Consider the following 21122-nt stretch of genomic DNA (forward strand, 5'->3'; position numbering starts at 1 on the left):
GAACCTGCTCCCGGATAAATTGATGAAGAAGCTCCCTGGCTGCTAGCAGAGGATAACTTCTATGGGCGATTTCATCATCCGGGACCAAACATCTAGTCGCTTTGCTGCTTCTTCTATCGAGATGCCTTCCTCCATTAACTGTTCACGCGTGATGCCATGCAGAGATTCCGCAGCCTCATCCCAATAAGACCATTGTGAAGAAGGGCGAATCAGGAAGGCATCGCTATTACCGAGGGTATCGACCCAGCCGATTTCGATGGGGAAACTATCCGGCTGTTTAAGGCCTGAAGCCTCCTAAGCGGCAGGTCGCAGGTTCGACTCCTGCCAGGGACGCCAATAAAATCAGTAGGTTGCTACTATCCTCTCTCTTTGAAATCCCCGTTTTTTCCCTTGGTTCCCCTAGTGGTTCCCTGTTATCGATGACCCATTGGCCGAGGTTGTCGCGTGACGTCTTTGCATCTCAGCGGGTACGATCCAAGAAATGGCCATCGATGAGTTGCTCGATTTCTAGAGGGAGGCAAAATGAAAACGCTGTTGAATGCCGGCACGGAGGTGACTGAGGCGACCCTAGCCGCCATTGCGCATATGCCCACTGGTAGCCTACCGGTGCTGATGGACGATGACTTCGTCCGACGCCTGAGCGACGCTGATTTCATGCGCATCGCGGTGCTGTTGGCCCAGAAAAGCGATGACGAGGGTGGCTGTCCCATCGGTGCGGTGATTATCGACAACGCCACGCGCCGCCTTGTCGGTAAGGGACACAACACCTTGGTACAGGAGAGTCATCCTTACAATCATGGGGAAACCTCTGCCATGCGCGATGCTGGCCGCCTCGACTTCAGTCGTACCACGTTGTTCACCTCGCTGAGCCCCTGCGAGGTCTGTGCCACGCTTTTGTATATGCGCTGCGTCTCGCGAGTGGTGGTGGGCGATGTCACCAACGCTTCGGGTACGGAAACCTTGCTACGTGACAAGGGCGTGCGGGTGGAGGTGTTGGAAGATTCTCGCGGAATTGAGCTCTACGCGCGATTCCGCGAAGGCAACCCCGAGCTGGATCTAGAAGACTGGAAAGGGCTGAGTGCCATCCAGACGTTAAGACCCTGACCATTTACCTGCCAGTATGCCGCCGTTGGCGGATATATAACACCAATCACTTGAAGCGATTGCGCGCTTTTTCGAAGGAGTCACTGAAGGCCTGCCAAGCGCGTTCGGCGCCTTCCTGGATATCGTCCCAGGCGTCGTCACTGGATTCGCGCAGTTCCTTGAGTTTTTCGCGCACCTCTTCGCGCTTGGCCTCCAGGCGTTCGGCTTCCTTTTCTTGCTCGATTCGGGAATCGGCTTCGGCCTCTCTGGCTTTGGCCCGCAGTTTATCGATCTCGGCCTGCCATTCTTCTAGTCTGGCGTTCAGCTTCTGTTCGTAGGCTTCCCGGTTACTCATAGAGCACTCCTTTCAGGATGACGGTGTGAGGAATCTTGAAGATAGCCTATCAGCAAGTGACAGGGCATATCGTGTTCAGCATGGCACAAATTAATAGGGCTGTCTCAAGGTCACGCCGCCTCTCATCGTGCCGTGGGTGCTGTGCTCTTCTCCAACTTAAACACACTGTTAGCGCAGAAAACCCTCGCTAATGTGTTATTTACGGTTTGTGAAGTGAGATTGCGCGGTGTTTAGGAAGGTCACTATTGAATAGCATCCAGGGCATGTTGTTGGAGTTTGCTCAAGGGGATCGTATCCAATGCCTTTTCGTGAGTTGCAGATAGAATGACAGGCGGTGCCAATCCGACAACGGCAGCCTCTTTCCAGCGGCTGGCACACAGACACCATCGGTCGCCAGGTTTAAGGCCTGGAAACCCGAATTCCGGGTGTGGGGTCACCAAGTCATTGCCTTGTCCAGAGGAGAACGCCAGGAACTCTTCGGTCACCATAGCACATACGGCATGGATCCCATGATCAGTAGGGCCTACCCGGCAAAAACCATCGCGGTAAAATCCGGTAACAGGATCATGGCAGCAAGGGGCTAACGGCTCACCCAAAACATTACGATCTCGTGACATCTTATCGATTCCTTAAAAGCAATGGTTTGCCAGCTCGAAAACGTGCCATGCGTGCGGCCATAAGGCCGAAGCGATGTCGCTATTGGTGCGCAAGTGGGTTTGCGCGCACGGTGGCATGTCATACATTAGTCGCGATACCAAGGCTGCGCTCAATATCCGCCAACAAGGTGTTTTGCTCTTACAAGCCGAAGGACTGACGGCTTCTGCCAACAGAGGCTTGCGTAAACCCGGGTGCCAACATAGCCGTTCTTGGCACTATCATCTGTTATGAATTAGACAGGTCGAATGAAGGTCAATCGGCTGGAGAGGTTTTTAGAACATTTTCAAGTCGTTCGATCTCGGCCCGTGCATTGACGAGTTCGCTTACATCGTACTGCACGCCAAGGTAATAGATTAAATGACCCGAGGTATCATACAGCGGTTGAATCATCAGCCGGTTGTGAAACAGCGTGCCGTCCTTACGATAGTTGCGCAGCGTCACTTCAACGGGATCATGCACTTTAAGGGCAGCGCGGATCCTATCAAGCTCGGGCTGATCACGATCCTCACCCTGTAGGAAGCGACAGTTGCGACCCAAGATTTCTTCCTGGCTGTAGCCCGTTAGCTGCTCGAAGATGGCATTGGCATAAATAATCGGAGAGTCTGGCTGGTCCGGGTCGGAAAGGGTGACTCCATTGACGCAAGTATCCAGAATTTGTGTCAATACGTGCGGAATAACGCCAGTATCTTTATCAGGGATAAATAGCATGGTATCTCCAGCCAAGAGGCGCGATATCTAAAATATTAGTCTGTCTTCTTTTGACCAAGTTCCCGTTCGGCCAGTGTTTTCAGATCGCGCACTACACGATCCGTACCATCCTTGACCGCTATACGTATAAGTTTCTCGAACGGCCGCATAGCGAAGTTCAGGCGCGCCAGCTCAAAACTGAAGGTGAGCCGCGTGTAGTCAAATTGCGGTTCGAAAATGTAATTGATTTCGAACGGATCCTTAATGCCTTTAAAACACACTCGGCGATCAAGTTCTAGCGCAATGACCCTGAAATCGGCCTCGGAACGGCGCCCTTGGTCTATTCTGACCTGCCGTGCCATCCATCCGACGGCCAATGGCCCGCTGCTCAAGGGTGTCAGCTTCTGGACCTCAGGAGACCACCGCGGATAGTTACGGACAAAATCGGTCACCACGAAGCGAAAGACATCAGATACCGGACAGCGAATCAGGGTACTGGATTGGGACTTAACCATCGTTCGAGCACTTCCCATGAAGACGGTTTACGGTAGTTCGCAACGCTACGAGGATTTGCGCGAATAGAATCATCATTAGTTCCTGTTGCGAGTGCGCATACATTGAAGTTAGCAGAAATCTCAGTAGGCTCTCAAGGCATCATTTACCAGAGACACGATTTAATAAACACACCCGCCGCCGCTGAGCCGCACTGAGCACACTGCTAACCTTTGATAAATAATGGTTTTCAACCATGATGTCGGCACGCCTCAGGTTGTTATCTCGATAATCGTAACGGTTGAAAGCGAGGAGTGTTGTATTTTCCTTCTGCGTCTCCATTAAGTGTATAGAGCATTATGCTAACCAATCCGGCATGCATGCTTATACCGAACAGGAGTTCGCAATGAGCAAACGTATTCTCGTGGTACTGACCTCGCACGACCAGCTAGGCGATACCGGTAATAAAACAGGCTTCTGGTTAGAGGAGCTCGCAGCTCCTTACTATGTGTTTAAAGGCGCCGGGGCTGAGCTTACGCTGGCATCTCCTCAAGGTGGGCAGCCGCCGCTAGACCCAACGAGCGATGCAGAAGAGAGCCAAACCGACGACACGCGTCGTTTTAAGCAGGATTCAGAAGCGCAAGCAGCGTTGGCGACGACCCTTCCGTTGAGCGAGATGAAGGCCGATGATTTCGATGCGATTTTTTATCCCGGCGGCCATGGCCCACTCTGGGATTTGGTCGATGACCCGGACTCCATTCGTCTCATTGAAACTTTCATCGCCCAGGGCAAGCCGGTAGCAAGCGTTTGTCACGCACCGATTGCGCTGATTAACGCCAAAGACGCCGCAGGTGAGCCGCTCGTCAAAGGCCGTCAAGTGACCGGCTTTACCAACGGCGAAGAAGAGGCGGTAGGTTTAACACAAGTCGTGCCGCACTTGGTGGAAGAAGCGCTGCAAAAGTGCGGCGGCAAGTACAGTAAAGCAGGCGATTTTGCCCCTTATGTGCGTGAAGATGGCCAGCTGATTACCGGCCAGAACCCACCGTCTTCCGCGCCGACGGCTGAAGCGTTGATCGCGTGGCTTGAACGCGCTTAGTACTGGTTAGCGTTGCCGTCTCCGCAAAAAGCCCCGTTCAAAACGGGGCTTTTTTTGTAACGGGGCCTTTTGGTAGATAAAGCGTAAGCCAATCGATAACGACTAGCTGTCTTTATCGTCGTCTTTTTCGCTTTCGGGTTTCTCACTGCCTTGATGGCTAAGCGGGCTGGCTTGATCGAGGCGTGGGTGGTTATCGAGAAACTCGCGCTTAATATCCGGCAGTTTATCTAGCGACTGGATGGTACGAGTGAGCGCGTGAATGGCGGCGAGAACGTCTTGGGTGTTGCCGGTTTCCGAGATGGTATGCATATTGCGGATTGGAAAGCCGATAGACGTGGCAGCGCTATCCACTGAGGCCAATACGCCCGCCATGCCATCGGTGCCGGTATCCACGCCGACGATATCGCGCTGCATGGGAATGTCGTTTTCTTTCGCGGCCTGGGCGATAACACGGTTTAACTGTTCGCTGGCAATAGAACCGACGGCCATCGTGAAACCTTTGCCCATTTCTAACGGCTGCATGCGCTTATCACCGATGCCTGGGGCCGCGACGTAATCGTGGTTCACATCGACGCCAATCAGCGCATCGGGTTTGAGTTCGCCGGCGAAAACGCGGCTACCGAAGCGGCCAATCTCTTCGTAACTGGCGATCGCGAACATCACGCGGACTTGCTCGGTGCCGCCGGCTTCGGCAATGAGCCGGGCAATCTCGCTGGTCACAAAGCAGCCCAAACCGTTATCTAGGTAAGCACCAAAAAAGGTGTTGGGGCTAAAGCCGTGGCGAATCGGGCGGTCGAAGATAATGGAATCGCCAGGTTTCACGCCGAGATTCAGTACCTGCTGCTTTTTGTTCTCGCCGTGGATTTGTAAATCCAGGTAGATCTGCTCTTTTTTCAGGCCTTTGCTGCCATCGCGCATCGCGGGGTCGGAGAAGTGAATGGCGCCGAGGGCTTCAACGGTGCCGCCTTCAATGCTGCGGTAGCTGCCGGGGGCCTCCGGGTCTTCGCTGAACAGCTTCACCTCGTGGCCGATCAGCACCGTGGGCAAGAAAGAATCGGTGTTGATCCAGATCTTACCGTCGTCACCGATCGAGCGTACCTGCATGCGGATCTTGTCGGCGTGGCCGATAATCATCAGCTTGAACATATCGTCGCGGCCGGGGTGGGTGTCGAGCACAACACCGGCGTTACCGCGGAACTGGTGCAGGTGCCAACTCTTGGGGGCAAAACTCTCAAAGTGCGGCTTGAGCACACCATAGGTCATGGCGGCTTCCAAGCCCACGGGGCTTGGGGCGGCGAGAATGTCGCGCATCAGTTTAAACTGCGCGTCGGGCATTGGTTGAGTCCAGGGGGTAGTGGCGCTATCGCTCATTAATGTCGCTCCTTAATGGTGCTGTGGTAAAAATCGGTGTTAACAGCCTGTGCTGACAGACGGTGTTATCAGACAGTGTTAACAGATTGCGTTAACAACCCATATTAACAGCGGGGGTTATCGACTTAGATGTTCTTGTACACAGTTTGCCAGAAGCTGGGGGCTTGTGCGTAGGTCGTGTAGTCGCAAGGCCTTTAATACTCGTAAGATAACGCAAGAAATTATGACGACATAACGAAATACGGCGATGCACAAGGAGCTAGGGGTGACGGGAACTGAACTACGCGCAAAACGCTTTAAGGTATTGCTCGCCGGCGTTTTTAGCCAACTGCTGTGTATCGGCGTGGCGCGCTTCGCTTATACACCGTTGTTGCCGGTGATGCAGCAGCAGACTGGGCTGGGCGATGCCGATGGCGGGTGGCTGGCGGCCCTTAATTACGCAGGCTATATGCTTGGCGCAGTGCTGGCGGCGTCAATTCGCAGTATTTATCTTAAGGATTGGTTCTATCGCATCGGGCTTGTGCTCGCCGTGGTTACCACGGCGGGCATGGCGCTGACCGAGCATTTCTGGCTATGGGCAGGGCTGCGCTTTTTTGCCGGGCTTGCGAGTAGCGCTTCCATGCTGCTGGCGTCGGGTTTGATTTTGCACTGGCTGATTCAGCATCGCCAGCGTGGCGAGCTGGGCATCCACTTTGCCGGCGTAGGCGTGGGTATTCTACTGGCGGCCGTGGCGGTGGAAGTCATGCTGCGTTTGTCTATGAGTTGGCAACTTCAGTGGTGGGGTTTTAGCGTTTTGGCCGTACTGCTGTTGGTCCCCGCGTGGCATTGGCTGCCGCGCCCGGTGAAGCCGGTAGCGGGTGGGGCGTCCGCCTCTGCTGCACAGAATAAGCCGCCGGGTCGTACCTTCATGCGCCTGATGATGGCGGCGTACTTCTGCGCCGGTTACGGCTATGTCATCAGCGCTACTTTTATCGTCACGATTGTGGAGCGCGAGCCGCTTTTGACGGGGGCGGGTAACTGGGCGTTTGCGCTGATCGGGCTGGCCGCGGCGCCAGCGGTGATGTTATGGGATTTAATCGCGCGGCGTATTGGCTATTTGGGCGCGCTGATTGCCGCGATGCTGCTGCAGGTGGTGGGCATTGTGCTGCCCGCGGTAACCTCTAGCCTGCCCGCCGTGCTCTTAAGCGCGGTGCTTTACGGCGGCACCTTTCTGGGGTGTGTGAGCTTGGTGTTGACCATGGCCGGGCGGCTATACCCGGCAAGCCCTGCGCGGTTGATGGGGCGCATGACCTTAGCTTACGGGGTAGCGCAGATTATCGCGCCAGCGCTGACGGGAATGCTCGCCGAAGCGACCGGCCACTATGGCATTGGGCTGTGGCTCGCGGGCGGCTTTGTCGCTTTGGGGGCGGTGTTGTTAGCGTGGCTACGTGTGGTGGATCAGACGGCGCAGCGATTGGATAGCGAAGCAAAAGCAGCGACCTACGGCTGAACGGCACTTTTTTCCGCTGAGCTTAGGCATTTGCGCCAAAATCGACTAGCATGGCGCGTTTTTCCCACAGGAAGAACGACATGACCTCTGCCACTCAACCGAGAACTCAGTGGCTTGGCCGCTGGGGATTTTTGTTGGCCGCCACGGGCTCCGCCGTGGGGCTGGGCAATATTTGGAAGTTTCCTTACATCACCGGCGAATTCGGCGGCGGTGCCTTCGTGCTGGTCTATCTGGCGTGTATCTTAGCCGTTGGTGTGCCGGTGATGATGACGGAAATTGCTTTTGGTCGCCGTGGGCGTGGTAGCCCCATTGATGCGATTCGTCGTGTGGTTAATGAGTCGGGGGGGCGCTCGGCGTGGTCGCTGATCGGCTGGATGGCCATGCTGTGCGGCTTTTTGATTCTGTCGTTTTATGTCGTGGTCGCGGGCTGGTCGTTTTCTTATCTCTGGAAGATGCTTAGCGGCGGCTTAAGCGGCGAGAACGTGGATGACATGGTGGCGGTGTTTGTTGCCAATAACGAAAATCCCCTCAATCTGGGTTTTTGGAGCACGCTCGTGACGTTGCTAACCATGTTGATCGTGGGCAAAGGCGTGCAAGAGGGGATCGAAAAAAACGTCAGTTGGATGATGCCGGGGCTGGTGGTCATGCTGTTGGTGCTGATCGTTTACGGTATGTTTTCCGGTGGCTTTGGTGAAGCGGTGACGTTTCTTTTCTCCTTTAACGCGGGGAGTCTCTCAAGCGAGGGGATGCTGGCCGCGTTAGGGCATGCGTTTTTTACCTTGTCGCTGGCGTCTGGGGCCATCCTGACGTATGGCAGCTACCTACCCAAAAACGCCTCGATTGCCCGCACCACATTAGGGGTGGCGGCGGCTGACACCGTGGTCGCGTTGATGGCAGGGCTGGCGATCTTTCCGGTGATTTTTGCTAATGGCATGAACCCGGGCCAAGGGCCGGGGCTGATTTTTATGAGCCTGCCGTTGGCGTTTGACGCCATGCCGTTAGGCACGCTGTTTGGTATTCTCTTTTTTGCCATGCTCTCCATGGCGGCGCTGACTTCATCGATCTCGATGGTCGAAGCGACGGTTTCCTGGCTGTGCGATAACAAAGGGCTTTCCCGTCGGGCGGCCGCGTGGGGCACCGGTATCGTGCTGTGGCTAATCAGTACATTGGCCATGCTGTCGTTCAACCTCGGAGCCGATTGGACGCTCGCGGGAAAAAACGTGTTCGACTGGCTCGATTATCTTACCGCGCGCTGGATGATGCCGCTGGGCGGCTTAGGCACGGTGGTGCTGGCCGGTTTTGTGCTCAAGTCTGACACCTTTCGTGAGGAGCTGGGGCTATCACCGCGACTTTATACGTTGTGGCTTATGATGGTGCGTTATGTAAGCCCGCTGGGCATCCTGGTAGTTTTTACCGATGCCCTGGGGATTTATTCGGTCACCTTTGCGGCACATTGGCCGTGGCTGCTGGCGATTCTGGTGGTGATGGTCGCCGTGGGTGAGGGGCTGAGCCCGCGCTTGCGCCAAGCACTTACTACCCCAACCCGGCCATAACACGCTTAAGGCATCGTTTCTGTGCTTTTATGGATCGTATAGGCTATGCCAGCCTCGCTAGCGGGCAAGCCATAGGCCTACCGCAATGGCGCTTAACACGGTGATAAAAAAGATCCAGTTACGGGTGCGGGTATCGCGGTGGGGTTTCATGCAGGCCTCTTGTAGTCTAAAGGGGAATAGGAGCCAATATCGCGAGCGACATAATAAATGAAGCAGGGTGATGGTAGCGATTTACGCTTATCGGGTGAAGGAATTGAGATGACAACAGCGTCAAAAACACAACCAGCAGATACGGTGCCGCCCACCGAGCCGTTAACGTTGGCTAACGGACGCTTGGCGGCGTTGAGCTGGGGTCGGCGTGATGCGCCTACGTGGCTTGCGCTGCACGGCTGGTTGGATAACGCCGCGAGCTTTTCCCGGCTAGCGCCACGTTTGGTGGAGGTGCTGGATATTCGCATTGTAGCGATCGATTTTCGTGGCCACGGTGAGTCGTTAGGCGAGGGAGCGATTCAGCACGATTATGCCCTTTGGGACTACTGCCACGATGTGCTCGACGCCATGGAGGAATTGGCGTTGTCGCAAGTCACATTGCTGGCGCATTCTATGGGCGCCGCCGTCAGCTGCTTGCTCGCTGCCTCCGTGCCCGAACGCGTCACACAGCTTTTGCTTATCGATGGCCTGGGGGCGATCACCACACCGCCAGAAGAGACGTCCGAACAGCTGCGCAAGGGGCTGGTCGCCCATCGTCGCCCGCGCTCGAACCCGCCGCGCTATGTGGATATCGACAGCGCCGTGGCCGCGCGCGTGGCGGGTGGCGTCACGCCGATTGACGCGGAGACGGCAAAGCCGCTGGTCGCGCGCAATAGCCGCCTCGATGACGACGGCCATGTGTTACTGCGCACGGATGGTCGGCTACTCAAACCGTCGCTGGTGCGTTTTACCCCGGCGCAGGTGCTGTCGATGCTGGGTGATATTCGCTGCCCGGTGCTGTTGATCGAAGGCGACGGCGGCATTCTAGGTGAGCGCGCCTGGGCAAAAAAAGCCCGCCAGGCAGTGCCAACGCTCACTCGACACGTGTTGGCCGGTGGGCATCATTTGCATCTGGAGCCGGCCGCGGTGACGTCCGTCGCGCAGACGATTATTCAGCACACGGACACTCAGCATTCGGACACTCAGCAAACAGTGGCACGCCAAGACAATCAGGAGGCAACGCATGGATGAACTGACCCAATCAGTGCCAGCCCATTCGGGCAATAAAGTCGCCTTGGTGCTGGGCAGCGGTGGCGCGCGGGGGTACGCCCATATCGGGGTCATCGACGCGTTAGAAGCCCGTGGGTTTGAGATTATCTCCGTTTCTGGCTGCTCAATGGGTGCTTTGGTCGGTGGCGTTTATGCGGCGGGAAAGCTGTCGGAATACCGCGATTGGGTGAGTCAGCTTGATTATCTTGACGTGGTCAAACTGGTGGATGTGACCTGGAGCCCGATGGGTGCCATGCGTGCCAACAAAGTGATGGAGAAGCTCGAAAGCCTGGTGGGGAACATGCAAATCGAAGACCTGTCGATTCCCGTGACCACCGTGGCCACTGATTTGGTTCGCCAGCGTGAGGTGTGGTTCCAAAAAGGCTCGTTGTTGCGTGCGATTCGCGCGTCAATTGCCGTGCCGGGGGTGATTACCCCAGTACACGTGGGCGATCAAGTGTTGGTCGACGGGGGCCTGCTGAATCCATTGCCAATCTTGCCCGCCGTGGCGGCTCACGAGGCGGATTTGGTCGTGGCCGTCAACGTGACCGCGCACAGCCCGCAGCCGGTGTCATTGGAGGATATGCTGCCAGCAGCAGAAGAGGAGGATATCCGCTGCGATAGCAAACGCGAGGACGAAGAAAGTATCGGCGGATGGCTTGACGACGTACGCAACGCCACTCGCCGGTTATGGGAAGGGTTGGGCAACTTGTCAGGCGAAAGTGGCAGCAACGAAAGCGCTGAGGAGCGTGGTAAGCGCGAGTGGAGCAAGCTGGATATGGTGCTGGAATCGTTCGACATTACCCAGGCGGCACTGGCGAAATATAAGATCGCCGGTTACCCCCCGGACGTGCTGATCGAAGTGCCTAAAACCGTGTGTAGCGCTTATGAATTCCACCGCGCCAACGAACTGATTCGCTTAGGGCACCACTTAACCGATAAGGCACTGGATGCATCGCTACCGCGCACTCTTGCGCAGCAGCACATAGACCGCGCCCGTGCCGCCATCGATCTCGATAGCGGAGCAAAACGCTAACACGCCGGGCCATTCGCGAAGCCACGCGTTGGTGTGGCTTTTCAGTACGGGATAGTCTGCCGTGGTGCCCCATGCTTTGCCATGGACGATCAACACGCAGCGCATGTGCTGAGCGGTGGCGTCGCGCAAAAAGCTTTCTAGCTGGGTGCGGGCTTCTTCCAAGGTGTAGCCGTGAAGGTCCAGCCCCGCTTGCCAAGTGGTTTGGCCGCGCTTGAGTTGGCTGAGCGTGCGCCACGGCAGATCAGGCACGGAAAATTCCAAATACTCGGACGGGCGTACCGCCTCAACGCGCCCATCAGACGTGCGTCCGGTGGTTTGTAAGCTCTGGCTTTCAACGGCGGCTTGTCGACGAACCGCTTGGTTAGCGGTGTTGCGCTTAGGTTTGCCGGGGTCCGCCTGATTTCTGTCGATACGGCGAACGCCCGCCGCTTCCAATGCTTGGCGAAAGGCGCTGATATCGTCATCGTTTGGCGGGTGGGAGCGGCGTGTCATGGCAAACTCGAAAGAAAAGAAAGTAAACGTTAATGGGGTGATCACGAAAGCGCACAGTATAGCGGCCTTAGCGCCGCTGTGAACCGGGCAATGTGAAAGGTACAATCCTTTTCTATACCGTCTCGACGGATTTGATGACCGCCTGCCAACCAGGAGCCACTGTGGCCACCACGCTTTCTTCTCAGTCTCAAGCCGCTTTACCCGCGATGTCAACGCTTACGCTAAGCGACGCCGAGGTCTCTCAGGAGCTTTATACCCTGCGCGACTACTTGCGCTGGGTCGCTAGCGAATTTCATCTTGCGGGGCTGCATTATGGTCATGGCACTGCCTCGGCGTGGGATGAGGCCGTGGCGCTTTGCTTGGGCGCACTGCATCTGCCGTGGAATATTGATCCGGCGGTATTGGAGGCGCGCCTTTTGCCCATAGAGCGCGCCCGTATCGTGGCGTTTGCCCGCGCGCGTATCGAAACCCGCCGCCCGCTGCCGTACCTGCTGGGGGAAGCTTTTTTTGCGGGCTTTCCGTTTAACGTCGACGAGCGGGTGTTAATACCACGCTCGCCGATTGCCGAGCTCATCGAAGACGGTTTTGCGGCGTGGTTCCCGGAAGAGCCGCCCGCGCGGGTGCTGGATCTTTGCACCGGCTCGGGCTGTATCGGCATTGCCACCGCGCTTTACCTGCCCACCAGCGAGGTCATCTTGGCTGATATTAGCCAGGAAGCACTTTCCGTAGCCAGAGAGAACATTACTCGCCATGACGTGGGCGAGCGCGTGCGCGCGGTTGAGTCTGATGTGTTTGATGGTTTGGCGGGGCAGCGCTTTGACCTGATTGTTTCCAACCCGCCGTATGTCGATACCCGTGATTTAGCCACCATGCCCGCGGAGTTTCGTCACGAGCCGGCGCTGGCGCTTGGGGCAGGCAATGATGGCCTGGACATTGTGCGGCGCATTTTGCGTGAGGCGCGCGGACATTTAACCGATGACGGTTGGCTAGTGGTGGAGGTAGGTAACTCGGATAGCCACGTCGAGGCGGCTTTCCCCGAGGTGCCTTTTATTTGGCTAGAATTCGAGCGTGGCGGCCAGGGCGTGTTTGCCCTTTCCGCCGCTGAACTCGACGCCCATGCGGCGTCTTTTGCGTGAGGAAATAACGCCCATGTCTGGCAATACATTTGGCAAGCTATTTACCGTGACAACTTTTGGTGAGAGCCATGGCGCTGCGCTGGGCGCTATTGTAGATGGCTGCCCACCGGGGTTGCCTCTCTCAGAGGAAGACCTTCAGCGCGACCTGGACCGCCGCCGCCCTGGTAGCTCGCGCCACACCACGCAGCGCCAAGAGCCCGACCAAGTGCGCATTCTTTCGGGTGTGTTTGAAGGCAAAACCACGGGGTGCTCAATCGGCCTGTTGATCGAAAACACCGACCAGCGCTCCAAAGATTACTCCAAAATCAAAGACCAATTTCGCCCAGCACATGCCGATTACACCTACCATCACAAATACGGTCATCGCGATTACCGTGGTGGCGGGCGCTCCAGCGCCCGGGAAACTGCCATGCGCGTGGCGGCGGGGGCCATCGCCAAACGGTTTCTCGCGGCTCAGGGCGTGGTGATTCGCGGTTATATGAGCCAGCTTGGGCCGCTCAAGATTGATTTCAAAACCTGGGAGTCCATTGATCAGAATGCATTTTTTAGCCCTGATCCGGACAAAGTGCCCGAGCTTGAGGCCTACATGGATCAGCTGCGCCGCGATCAAGACTCCGTGGGTGCGGAAATCACCGTGGTAGCCGAAGGTGTGCCCGTGGGGTTGGGGGAGCCAGTATTCGATCGATTAGACGCGGAGCTCGCCCATGGCTTGATGAGCATTAACGCCGTCAAAGGCATTGAAATCGGCGCCGGGTTTGCCAGTGTGGCCCAACGGGGCAGCGAACATCGTGATGAAATGACGCCAGATGGCTTTCTCTCCAACCACGCGGGGGGCGTACTGGGTGGTATTTCCAGCGGGCAGCCGATTATTGCCCGTTTAGCGCTCAAACCGACCTCCAGTATTACAACGCCTGGGCGCTCCATTGATGTGCACGGTGAACCGGTTGAAATCGTTACCAAAGGGCGCCACGACCCGTGTGTGGGCATTCGCGCCACTCCTATCGCTGAGGCGATGATGGCAATCACATTGGCAGATCACTGGTTGCGTCATCGGGGGCAAAATGCGGACGTTAGCGTGACTACGCCGCGATTGGGACAGTGTTAAATTAATGTTAAACAACGCGTTGAAGAAGGTGTACTAAATGGGTACTAACTGTTCGCGGTGAAGGTGCAAGATGACTGCTACACTAAGAATAGTGCGATGAGGAGAACGTAATGAAAATAAACGTAGAATTTGACCTTACGCCAGACGAGTTTCGCCGCGCGATGGGCTTACCGGACGTTGAAGCATTTCAGCAAAACCTTTTGGGTAACATTCAGCGACAGATGGAATCTGGGGTAGAAGGTTATGACCCTATGAGCCTGATGAAGCCGTATATGCAGCAGCCAATGATGCAGCAGGGGCTTTCGCAAGGGTTGGCTAACTTTGGCACGTATCAGCAAATGATGATGGATATGCTAAAGCAAGCGGGTAATGCCAGTTACTCGACCGGAAGCTCGAAAGAAAGCGCGGAAGAGAGTGATACCAGTACCTCATCGCAAACGAACAGCAATACGTCCTCGGGCAGGGAAGCATCCAGTAGCAGTAGCAGCGACAGCAAAAGCCATTCCCGTCGTGATGATTCCAATAACGGTGATGGCAGTAGTGGTAGCAAAGCAAAGGCAGCATCAGCCAGCTCTCGTACCAAACGCACAGAAAGCTAACATGCCAGCCGTGCAGGGGGTTGCAAAAGCGCAGTTGCAAAGAAATAGGGCTTTGACTATTCTTGTTGCACTGCAGCAAGGATGCGCGGTACATAACATCTCAAGCACGTAACAATGTAAGCATGTAACGACTCAACCAAGGAGTATATACCATGCAAGATAAAATGATGGACGCTTTCAACACGCAGACACGCCAACTTTTTGAGCCAATGCGTAAAGTTAATTCGCTAATGCTCAATAACATGGAAAAAATGACTCAGTACCAGCTGGAAGCCATGAAGCGCTACAGCCATATGGGTACTGAACGCATGCGCAGCGCGAGCGAGATTGAAGACGCGGAAAGCTTGAAAGAGTTTGGTGCTAAGCAGGCCGAAATGCTTAACGAGCTTTCCCAGCAAATGCAGGAAGATGCGCGCGCCATGAGCGAGATGAGCGTTGAGTTTAAAACAGAGATGGAGAAGCTCTTTAACGAAGCTGGCAAGCAGATGAGTGAACAAGCCAGTGCGGCGGCAAAAGGCCAGCCCCAATCAACGGCGAAGGCCTCAAGTCAGTCGTCGCGCAGCGGTGGCGCCAACAGCACTAAAAGCTAAGCAGTAGATAGATAAATGCGGCGCCAAAAAGGCGCCGCACTTTTTGTTTCCTCGTTAAGTCAACGTTGGGCTTGTTACTAAGCGAAGCTCGAAGCGTGAGGCGCTAAGTGCGCTTGCGCGGGTATTATGGGAGAGTGAGTATGCAATCAGGGTGGGAAATGCCATCTCAGGTAGATACGAATGCCTGGAACGCTCAGCTGAAAGAGATCGGTGAGCAGTACCAAGCCTTGATGCAGGATCTGCTCGCACGCCTTGCGCCAAGCGAGGCAGCAGATTCCGTTTACAGCGATATGCGCGAAAGTTTCGAAGCCGGGGCCAAAGCACTGGCGGAAGACCCTGCGCTGCTGTGGCAAACCCAAGCGCGCTTAGCGCAAGACCAATGGCTGTTATGGCAGCAAGGCGTGCGCTCCATGGCGGGAGAAGACGTCAAGCCGTTGATCCAGCCTGCAAAAGGGGATCGTCGTTTCAAAGACGAGGCGTGGACGCAAGAGCCTTACTATCTCGCCATCATGCAGCAATATCTGCTTTTCTCTCAGCTAGTGGAAGAGTTGATAGAGAGCCTTGACGGCTTGGATGAAACTCGCAAACATCATCTACAGTTTTATGCGCGTCAGATGGTTAATGCCATGGCGCCGACTAACTTTGCTGCCACCAATCCAGAAGTGATGCGCTGCACACTGGAAACGCGCGGTCAAAACCTCGTTGATGGGATGACCCGCCTGCGGGAAGATCTGGAAAACTCGGCGGAAGGCATTAACGTGCGTATGACCGATCGCAGCGCGTTTGGCGTGGGCGACAATATTGCCGTGACGCCGGGTGCGGTGGTGTACGAAAATGAGCTGATCCAGTTGATTCAGTACACGCCGACAACGGAGCAGACATTTAAAACACCTCTTCTGGTCGTTCCCCCTTGGATCAATAAGTATTATATTTTGGATCTTCGCCAAGATAACTCATTGATGAAATGGCTGGTGGATCAAGGCCATATTGTGTTTTTGATCTCCTGGCGCAATCCTGGGCCTTCACAACGCGATCTCACTTGGGCGGATTACATGCAAATGGGTCCGATCAGTGCGATTGATGCCATTGAGCAAGCGTGTGGTGAAAAATCCGTCAACCTGATGAGTTACTGCATTGGCGGGACGTTGACGGCATCGGTGATGGCGTATCTCACTAGCACACGACGCGGTCGCAAGGTGAAGTCTGTGACCTACATGGCCACACTGCAGGACTTTCGCGACCCAGGAGATGTTGGGGTATTCCTCAATGAGCAGGTGGTACAAGGTATCGAGCGGACAATAGAAAACAAAGGCTATTTAGATGGCCGCTCCATGGCGTATACCTTCAATTTGTTGAAAGAAAACGATCTGTTTTGGTCGTTCTATATCAGCAACTATTTGAAGGGCGAAATGCCGCCAGCATTCGATCTGCTGTATTGGAATACCGATGGCACCAATCTGCCGGCAGGAACCCACGCTTGGTACTTGCGCCACATGTACTTGGAAAATCGCCTGGTCGAGCCGGATGGCATTGAGCTGGATGGCGTAAAAATTGATCTACGTAAAATATCGACGCCAAGCTATTTCATCTCCACGAAAGAAGACCACATTGCCAAGTGGAATAGCACCTATTATGGCGCCTTGCTTCCGAAGGGCCCGGTCACGTTTGTGCTCGGTGGGTCAGGCCATATTGCGGGAATTGTGAATCCGCCGCATAAGAACAAATATGGTTATTGGACCAACAGCGAACTGCCGGACACGCACCAAGAATGGTTTGAAGGGTCTACCTTTAATGAAGGTTCCTGGTGGCCGCACTGGCAAGCCTGGATGACCGATAACGGCTATGCCGATAAAGAAAAAATGGTGCCGGTACGCCAGCCGGGCGAAGGTGAGCTTTCAATTATTGAGCCTGCACCGGGTCGCTACGTGCGCCAGACCATTCCTGAAGTATTGGGTGAGGCAGCGGCGGACACACTTAAAAGTGCCGCAGCAGCCAATAGTAGTCGACCAAAGACATAGCCGTGATAAAGCCTTAAACAGCAGAAGGGCGCCTTAATGGCGCCCTTCTGCTGTCTGGCTGGCTGGCTTAGGACTCGTGTTGAGAAAACCTCTATGCGTGGTGGCGTACACGCAACCCCGGAAGGAGTAAAAGTCCGGCAAGCAGCCAGGTAGGCCAGCTGCCCATGAGGGTAAACGGCGTAACGCCTTCCATGGCATACACGTCGCCGGTTAGCGTTGCTGCTTCAAACTGCGGGGCACGCTCCACGACGTGGCCTTTTGCGTCGATGATGGCGGTAATTCCATTGCTAGTGGCGCGGGCAACATAGCGGCCGTTTTCTAACGCACGCAGCCGAGCCATTTGCAGATGCTGATGCGGGCCGATAGAGGCCCCAAACCATGTATCGTTGGAGACCGTCATCAGTACGTTGCTCTCGCGAGCACGCTTGGCCACCAGTTGCGGGTAGATGATTTCATAACAAATAGCGTTGCCCAGCGTAACGCCGGCAGCCTGAATGGGTGCTTGATCACGCTCGCCGGGGGTAAACGTCGACATGGGGAGATCGAAAAAATTAATTGCCCCGCGTAGTACGCTCTCAAGCGGTAAGTATTCGCCGAAAGGGACGAGGTGCTCTTTATGGTAGCTCCCCTCGACGTTGCCTAGGCCAATCACACTGTTGAAAAAGCGTCCGCTTTCATCGCGTTGGACGATGCCGGTGAGCAGTGCGGTATCTGCCGCAAGGTTGGCTTGAACACGCTCCAGCACTGGGCGTGCTTGTGTCTCGACCATAGGAAGCGCCGTTTCGGGCCATAAAATAAGGTCGATGTCATCATCGAGCGCGCGGGTCAGCTGCATATACGTATTAGCCGCCTTGCGCTGGCCCTCGGGCGTCCACTTGATGAGCTGGGGAAGATTACCTTGTAAAAGCGCTACGCGAGTGGGCATATCGCTGGGTGTTGTCCACTGGGTGGGTAAGAACAAAGGCGTCACCCAGATAGCGGCAAGAGGGGCTAGCGTCCAAATGCGGCGGCGAAACAGCAGTTCTGCACCAAGCGCACCACTAAAGGCAACAAAGAGCGAGAGCAGATAAACGCCACCAATCGGTGCCCAGGGTGCGAGCGGAGAATCGACATGACTGGACCCGAGAAGCAGCCAAGGAAAACCGGTAAAAAGATAAGTGCGTAACACTTCGCCCAACACCCAAGCCCCGGCAAACGTTAAGAGCGCAAAGCGGGGGGTGGTAAAGCGCCGGTAAAGCCAAAAAGTACCAGCAAAAAAGAGGGCGAGAATCACCACAAACAGCACGGTTAAAAACACCGCCAGCGGAACGCCGGTATAGCCGTAGTCGTGAATCGATACGTATACCCACGAGGTGCCGCTGGCAAAAAGCCCAACCCCGTAACACCATCCTTTTAGCGCCGCTTGTGCGGGCGTTAACGCATGAACGCCGAGGTACATTAGGCCCGCTGCCACAGGGCCAAGCCACCAGAGTTCAAAAGGCGAGGCGGTTAGCGTGGTCAAGCCACCGGCAACAAGGGCGATAATAAGCTGTACGCCAAGCGTGAAAGAAAGTCCCGTCTTCATCGATTGATATCCTATCGAGGTGAGTCCGTCGGTGGTGTGGCGTTAGTCGTCGGTCTCTGCGTCGCTACCGTCGTAATAAACTTCTAACAGACGGATGCGGCGGTTGTCGGCATTCATTACATTAAAGTGCCAACCGCCTAGCGACGTTTCCTCGCCGCGACGGGGAAGGTGGCCGAATTGCTGCATCACCAGCCCACCCAGTGTATCGAACTCGTCATCAGGAAAGTGGGTGCCAAAGCGGTCATTGAAGTCATCGATAGGCGTTAGGGCGCGTACGGCGTAGCGGTCATTGTCTAAGGCGCGAATATCGTCTTCTTCATCGGTGTCGTGTTCGTCTTCAATGTCGCCGACGATCTGCTCAAGGATATCTTCAATCGTGATAATGCCAGCGGTGCCGCCATACTCGTCGACGACAACCGCCATGTGATTATGGGTATCGCGAAACTCTTTGAGGAGGCTGTTTAGGCGCTTGGACTCGGGGATAAACATTGCTGGGCGAAGAATGTCGTCCAGTTTGAAAGCGTCAAGCTGGGCTTGGGTTTGCGATAAAAGCGGTAGCAAATCCTTGACCAGTAATATTCCTTTCACCTCGTCAAGGTTCTCGCCAATCACCGGGTAGCGTGAGTGTCCGGTTTCTTGGATGAGTGGTAGATAATCGTCGCTAGATTGATCCAGGGGAATGGCGGCGACTTGAGAGCGCGGGATCAGAATTTCACGCACTTGTTGATCACTGATTTGCAACGCCCCTTCAATGATCATCATGGCGTCTTGGTCCAGCTTCAAACGCCCAGCGGTGTGACGCAAAAACGCCATTAATTCATCGCGGGAGCTGGGTTCATCGCTATCCCCAGAGAGGGCGCCTAAGAGTTTTTCGATCCAGGTTTTTTGATTGGGCGTACTCGATCGGTCTTCGCTCATTCGGTTGATCTTCTCTTATTTGCGGTCACTTATTTGCGGATATTAGCCGTTGGATGACGACAATATCGTTTAAGTTTCTACGTACGGATCGGGAATCTCAAGATCGGCCAGGATATCGCGCTCTAGATGCTCCATCGCCTCAGCCTCGTCGTCTTCTATATGATCGTAGCCTAACAAATGCAAGGTGCCATGAATCACCATGTGAGCATAATGCTGCGCGAGCGGCTTGCGTTGTTGTTGCGCTTCTTGCGCGACGATCTCGTGGCAGATCACGAGATCCCCCAGCAACGGAAGCGGCACCTCGGGTGGTGCCTCAAAAGGGAACGATAGCACGTTGGTAGGTGCATCCTTGCCGCGATAATCGCGATTAAGCGCTTGGCTTTCCGGCACCTCCACGAGCCTTACCGTCACTTCATGGCGCGTTTCCGCTGGGTGATACGCCAACACACGGCTCACCCAGTCGATGAGTTCGGATTCGCTTGGCAGTAAGTCAGCCTCGGTAGCGACTTGACGGTCAATCACGGCCAAATGTTGTGAGGAAGGGCTTATCGGTGCCGAGCTCATCGCGCGTTGTCCTCGCGTATTCGCAAGCGGGCTTCGCGTTCCTGTTGACGCTTTTCACGCTGCTCGCGTTCTTCGGCTTCTTGCTGCGACTCGAAAGCGTCGTAGGCTTCAATAATACGTTGCACCAACGGGTGGCGAACCACATCTTTGGCGGCAAAATGCGTGACGCCGATGCCTTGAGTGTCTTTCAATACGTCGAGCACTTGAATGAGTCCCGAACGCTGACCTTTGGGCAGATCCACCTGGGTCACGTCGCCGGTAATCACGGCGGTAGAGCCAAAGCCGATACGGGTCAGGAACATCTTCATCTGTTCCGGGGTGGTATTCTGGCTCTCATCCAGAATGATGTAAGCGTTATTGAGCGTGCGGCCGCGCATATACGCCAGCGGGGCAATTTCAATGACCTGACGCTCAATCAACTTCGCTACCTGCTCAAAACCGATCATTTCATACAGAGCATCGTAAAGCGGGCGCAGGTAAGGGTCTATCTTCTGAGCCAAATCGCCGGGTAGAAAGCCCAACTTCTCGCCCGCTTCAACTGCCGGACGAACCAGTAGAATGCGGCGAACTTCTTGTTGGTTAAGCGCCTCGACGGCAGCGGCAACCGCTAAATAAGTCTTGCCGGTACCCGCCGGGCCAATACCAAAGTTGATATCGTGTTCGCGAATGCTGCTGACATAACGTTGCTGATTCAAGCCGCGCGGCTTAATCATGGTTCGCGGGGTACGCATGACGACATCGCCGTCTTCGCTTTCGTCCTCATCGTCGAGTGACTCAAGCCCTGATTCCTGCAGGAACAGGTGCACTGTATCGGGTTCAAGTTCACTTGCTGCGGTTTCGCGGTACAGGTGCTCTAGCACGTTGGCCGCCGCTTTAATGCGGTTGGCCGCACCCGCGAGCTGAAAGATGTTGCCTCGATTGCGCAGCGTGACATCCAAACGGCTTTCAATCAGTTTTAGATGCTCATCTTGCTGGCCACAAAGGCTCGCAAGCCGCTGAGGATCATTCGGTTCAAGGCTTAAGGTAATAATGCGGTTGGCCTGAGAGGATGGCTGGCTCAAGAGAGAAAAACTCGTCT

General features: G+C 55.3%; 21 protein-coding genes and 1 pseudogene. 12 read left to right on the forward strand and 10 right to left on the reverse strand.

Features of this window, described 5'->3' with window-relative positions:
* Positions 1–522: 522 nt before the first annotated feature.
* On the forward strand, positions 523–1104 hold the full coding sequence (locus QC823_RS10840; RefSeq protein ID WP_309656367.1) for a nucleoside deaminase: 582 nt from the start codon (positions 523–525) through the stop codon (positions 1102–1104).
* Between the two features lie 46 nt (positions 1105–1150).
* Here QC823_RS10840 and QC823_RS10845 read toward each other — a convergent pair whose 3' ends face one another.
* Positions 1151–1438, reverse strand: coding sequence for a sll1863 family stress response protein (locus QC823_RS10845; protein ID WP_309656368.1), 288 nt, complete (start codon positions 1436–1438; stop codon positions 1151–1153).
* A 242-nt stretch (positions 1439–1680) separates the two neighbouring features.
* Positions 1681–2055 carry a DUF2237 family protein gene (locus QC823_RS10850; RefSeq protein WP_309656369.1) on the reverse strand — a complete coding sequence of 125 codons (375 nt, stop codon included), beginning with the start codon at positions 2053–2055 and terminating at the stop codon, positions 1681–1683.
* Between the two features lie 34 nt (positions 2056–2089).
* On the opposite strand from QC823_RS10850, the pseudogene QC823_RS10855 reads away from it, so the two are divergent.
* A pseudogene (locus QC823_RS10855) lies at positions 2090–2326 on the forward strand (zinc ribbon domain-containing protein); the annotation flags it as partial.
* A gap of 21 nt (positions 2327–2347) precedes the next feature.
* On the opposite strand, the gene QC823_RS10860 reads toward QC823_RS10855, so the two are convergent.
* Entirely contained in the window at positions 2348–2803 is a 456-nt protein-coding gene (locus QC823_RS10860) for a PAS domain-containing protein (protein ID WP_309656370.1), read from the reverse strand.
* Positions 2804–2838: 35 nt separating this feature from the next.
* Positions 2839–3297 carry an SRPBCC family protein gene (locus QC823_RS10865; RefSeq protein WP_309656371.1) on the reverse strand — a complete coding sequence of 153 codons (459 nt, stop codon included), beginning with the start codon at positions 3295–3297 and terminating at the stop codon, positions 2839–2841.
* A 383-nt stretch (positions 3298–3680) separates the two neighbouring features.
* Here QC823_RS10865 and QC823_RS10870 point away from each other — a divergent pair, with 383 nt between their 5' ends.
* Positions 3681–4370: a type 1 glutamine amidotransferase domain-containing protein gene (locus QC823_RS10870; protein WP_309656372.1), complete on the forward strand. Its 690-nt coding sequence runs from the start codon at positions 3681–3683 to the stop codon at positions 4368–4370.
* Between the two features lie 102 nt (positions 4371–4472).
* Here the strand turns inward: QC823_RS10870 and QC823_RS10875 are convergent, their stop codons facing one another.
* Positions 4473–5741, reverse strand: a complete 1269-nt coding sequence (locus QC823_RS10875; protein WP_309656373.1) for a M20/M25/M40 family metallo-hydrolase — start codon at positions 5739–5741, stop codon at positions 4473–4475.
* A 265-nt stretch (positions 5742–6006) separates the two neighbouring features.
* Between QC823_RS10875 and QC823_RS10880 the strand changes: the two genes are divergently transcribed.
* The 4 genes from QC823_RS10880 to QC823_RS10895 all read left to right on the forward strand — a co-directional run bounded on the left by QC823_RS10880 (position 6007) and on the right by QC823_RS10895 (position 11058).
* The gene (locus tag QC823_RS10880; RefSeq protein WP_422823647.1) at positions 6007–7230 is read left to right on the forward strand and encodes a YbfB/YjiJ family MFS transporter; all 1224 of its coding nucleotides are present in this window, start codon (positions 6007–6009) and stop codon (positions 7228–7230) included.
* Positions 7231–7310: 80 nt separating this feature from the next.
* Positions 7311–8783 (forward strand): sodium-dependent transporter, encoded by a 1473-nt coding sequence (locus QC823_RS10885; protein ID WP_309656375.1) that lies wholly within the window; start codon positions 7311–7313, stop codon positions 8781–8783.
* Between the two features lie 258 nt (positions 8784–9041).
* Complete coding sequence (locus QC823_RS10890; RefSeq protein WP_309656376.1) at positions 9042–10004, forward strand: alpha/beta fold hydrolase; 963 nt, start codon at positions 9042–9044, stop codon at positions 10002–10004.
* Positions 9997–11058, forward strand: coding sequence for a patatin-like phospholipase family protein (locus QC823_RS10895; RefSeq protein WP_309656377.1), 1062 nt, complete (start codon positions 9997–9999; stop codon positions 11056–11058). Before QC823_RS10890 ends, QC823_RS10895 begins: the two co-directional genes overlap by 8 nt.
* Here QC823_RS10895 and QC823_RS10900 read toward each other — a convergent pair.
* Entirely contained in the window at positions 10981–11550 is a 570-nt protein-coding gene (locus tag QC823_RS10900; RefSeq protein ID WP_309656378.1) for a Smr/MutS family protein, read from the reverse strand. The two genes, QC823_RS10895 and QC823_RS10900, sit on opposite strands and share 78 nt — an antisense overlap.
* 206 nt (positions 11551–11756) lie before the next feature.
* Between QC823_RS10900 and prmB the strand changes: the two genes are divergently transcribed.
* The 5 genes from prmB (at position 11757) to phaC (ending at position 16998) form a co-directional block, all read left to right on the forward strand.
* Complete coding sequence (gene prmB, locus QC823_RS10905) at positions 11757–12686, forward strand: 50S ribosomal protein L3 N(5)-glutamine methyltransferase (RefSeq protein ID WP_309656436.1); 930 nt, start codon at positions 11757–11759, stop codon at positions 12684–12686.
* A gap of 13 nt (positions 12687–12699) precedes the next feature.
* Positions 12700–13791: a chorismate synthase gene (gene aroC, locus QC823_RS10910; RefSeq protein WP_309656379.1), complete on the forward strand. Its 1092-nt coding sequence runs from the start codon at positions 12700–12702 to the stop codon at positions 13789–13791.
* Between the two features lie 110 nt (positions 13792–13901).
* The gene (locus QC823_RS10915; protein WP_309656380.1) at positions 13902–14390 is read left to right on the forward strand and encodes a DUF6489 family protein; all 489 of its coding nucleotides are present in this window, start codon (positions 13902–13904) and stop codon (positions 14388–14390) included.
* Positions 14391–14542: 152 nt separating this feature from the next.
* Positions 14543–14980 (forward strand): phasin family protein, encoded by a 438-nt coding sequence (locus tag QC823_RS10920; RefSeq protein ID WP_309656381.1) that lies wholly within the window; start codon positions 14543–14545, stop codon positions 14978–14980.
* A gap of 140 nt (positions 14981–15120) precedes the next feature.
* Entirely contained in the window at positions 15121–16998 is a 1878-nt protein-coding gene (gene phaC, locus QC823_RS10925) for a class I poly(R)-hydroxyalkanoic acid synthase (protein ID WP_309656382.1), read from the forward strand.
* Between the two features lie 91 nt (positions 16999–17089).
* Here phaC and lnt read toward each other — a convergent pair whose 3' ends face one another.
* The 4 genes from lnt to QC823_RS10945 all read right to left on the reverse strand — a co-directional run bounded on the left by lnt (position 17090) and on the right by QC823_RS10945 (position 21105).
* The gene (lnt, locus tag QC823_RS10930; protein ID WP_309656383.1) at positions 17090–18562 is read right to left on the reverse strand and encodes an apolipoprotein N-acyltransferase; all 1473 of its coding nucleotides are present in this window, start codon (positions 18560–18562) and stop codon (positions 17090–17092) included.
* A gap of 42 nt (positions 18563–18604) precedes the next feature.
* Positions 18605–19480, reverse strand: a complete 876-nt coding sequence (locus tag QC823_RS10935; RefSeq protein ID WP_309656384.1) for an HlyC/CorC family transporter — start codon at positions 19478–19480, stop codon at positions 18605–18607.
* Positions 19481–19549: 69 nt separating this feature from the next.
* On the reverse strand, positions 19550–20044 hold the full coding sequence (ybeY, locus tag QC823_RS10940; RefSeq protein WP_309656385.1) for an rRNA maturation RNase YbeY: 495 nt from the start codon (positions 20042–20044) through the stop codon (positions 19550–19552).
* Positions 20041–21105, reverse strand: a complete 1065-nt coding sequence (locus QC823_RS10945; protein WP_309656386.1) for a PhoH family protein — start codon at positions 21103–21105, stop codon at positions 20041–20043. The genes ybeY and QC823_RS10945 overlap by 4 nt, the downstream gene beginning before the upstream one ends.
* Positions 21106–21122 lie beyond the last annotated feature (17 nt).

Origin of the sequence: Vreelandella vilamensis (assembly GCF_031451755.1) — a bacterium.
Classification (GTDB): domain Bacteria; phylum Pseudomonadota; class Gammaproteobacteria; order Pseudomonadales; family Halomonadaceae; genus Vreelandella; species Vreelandella vilamensis.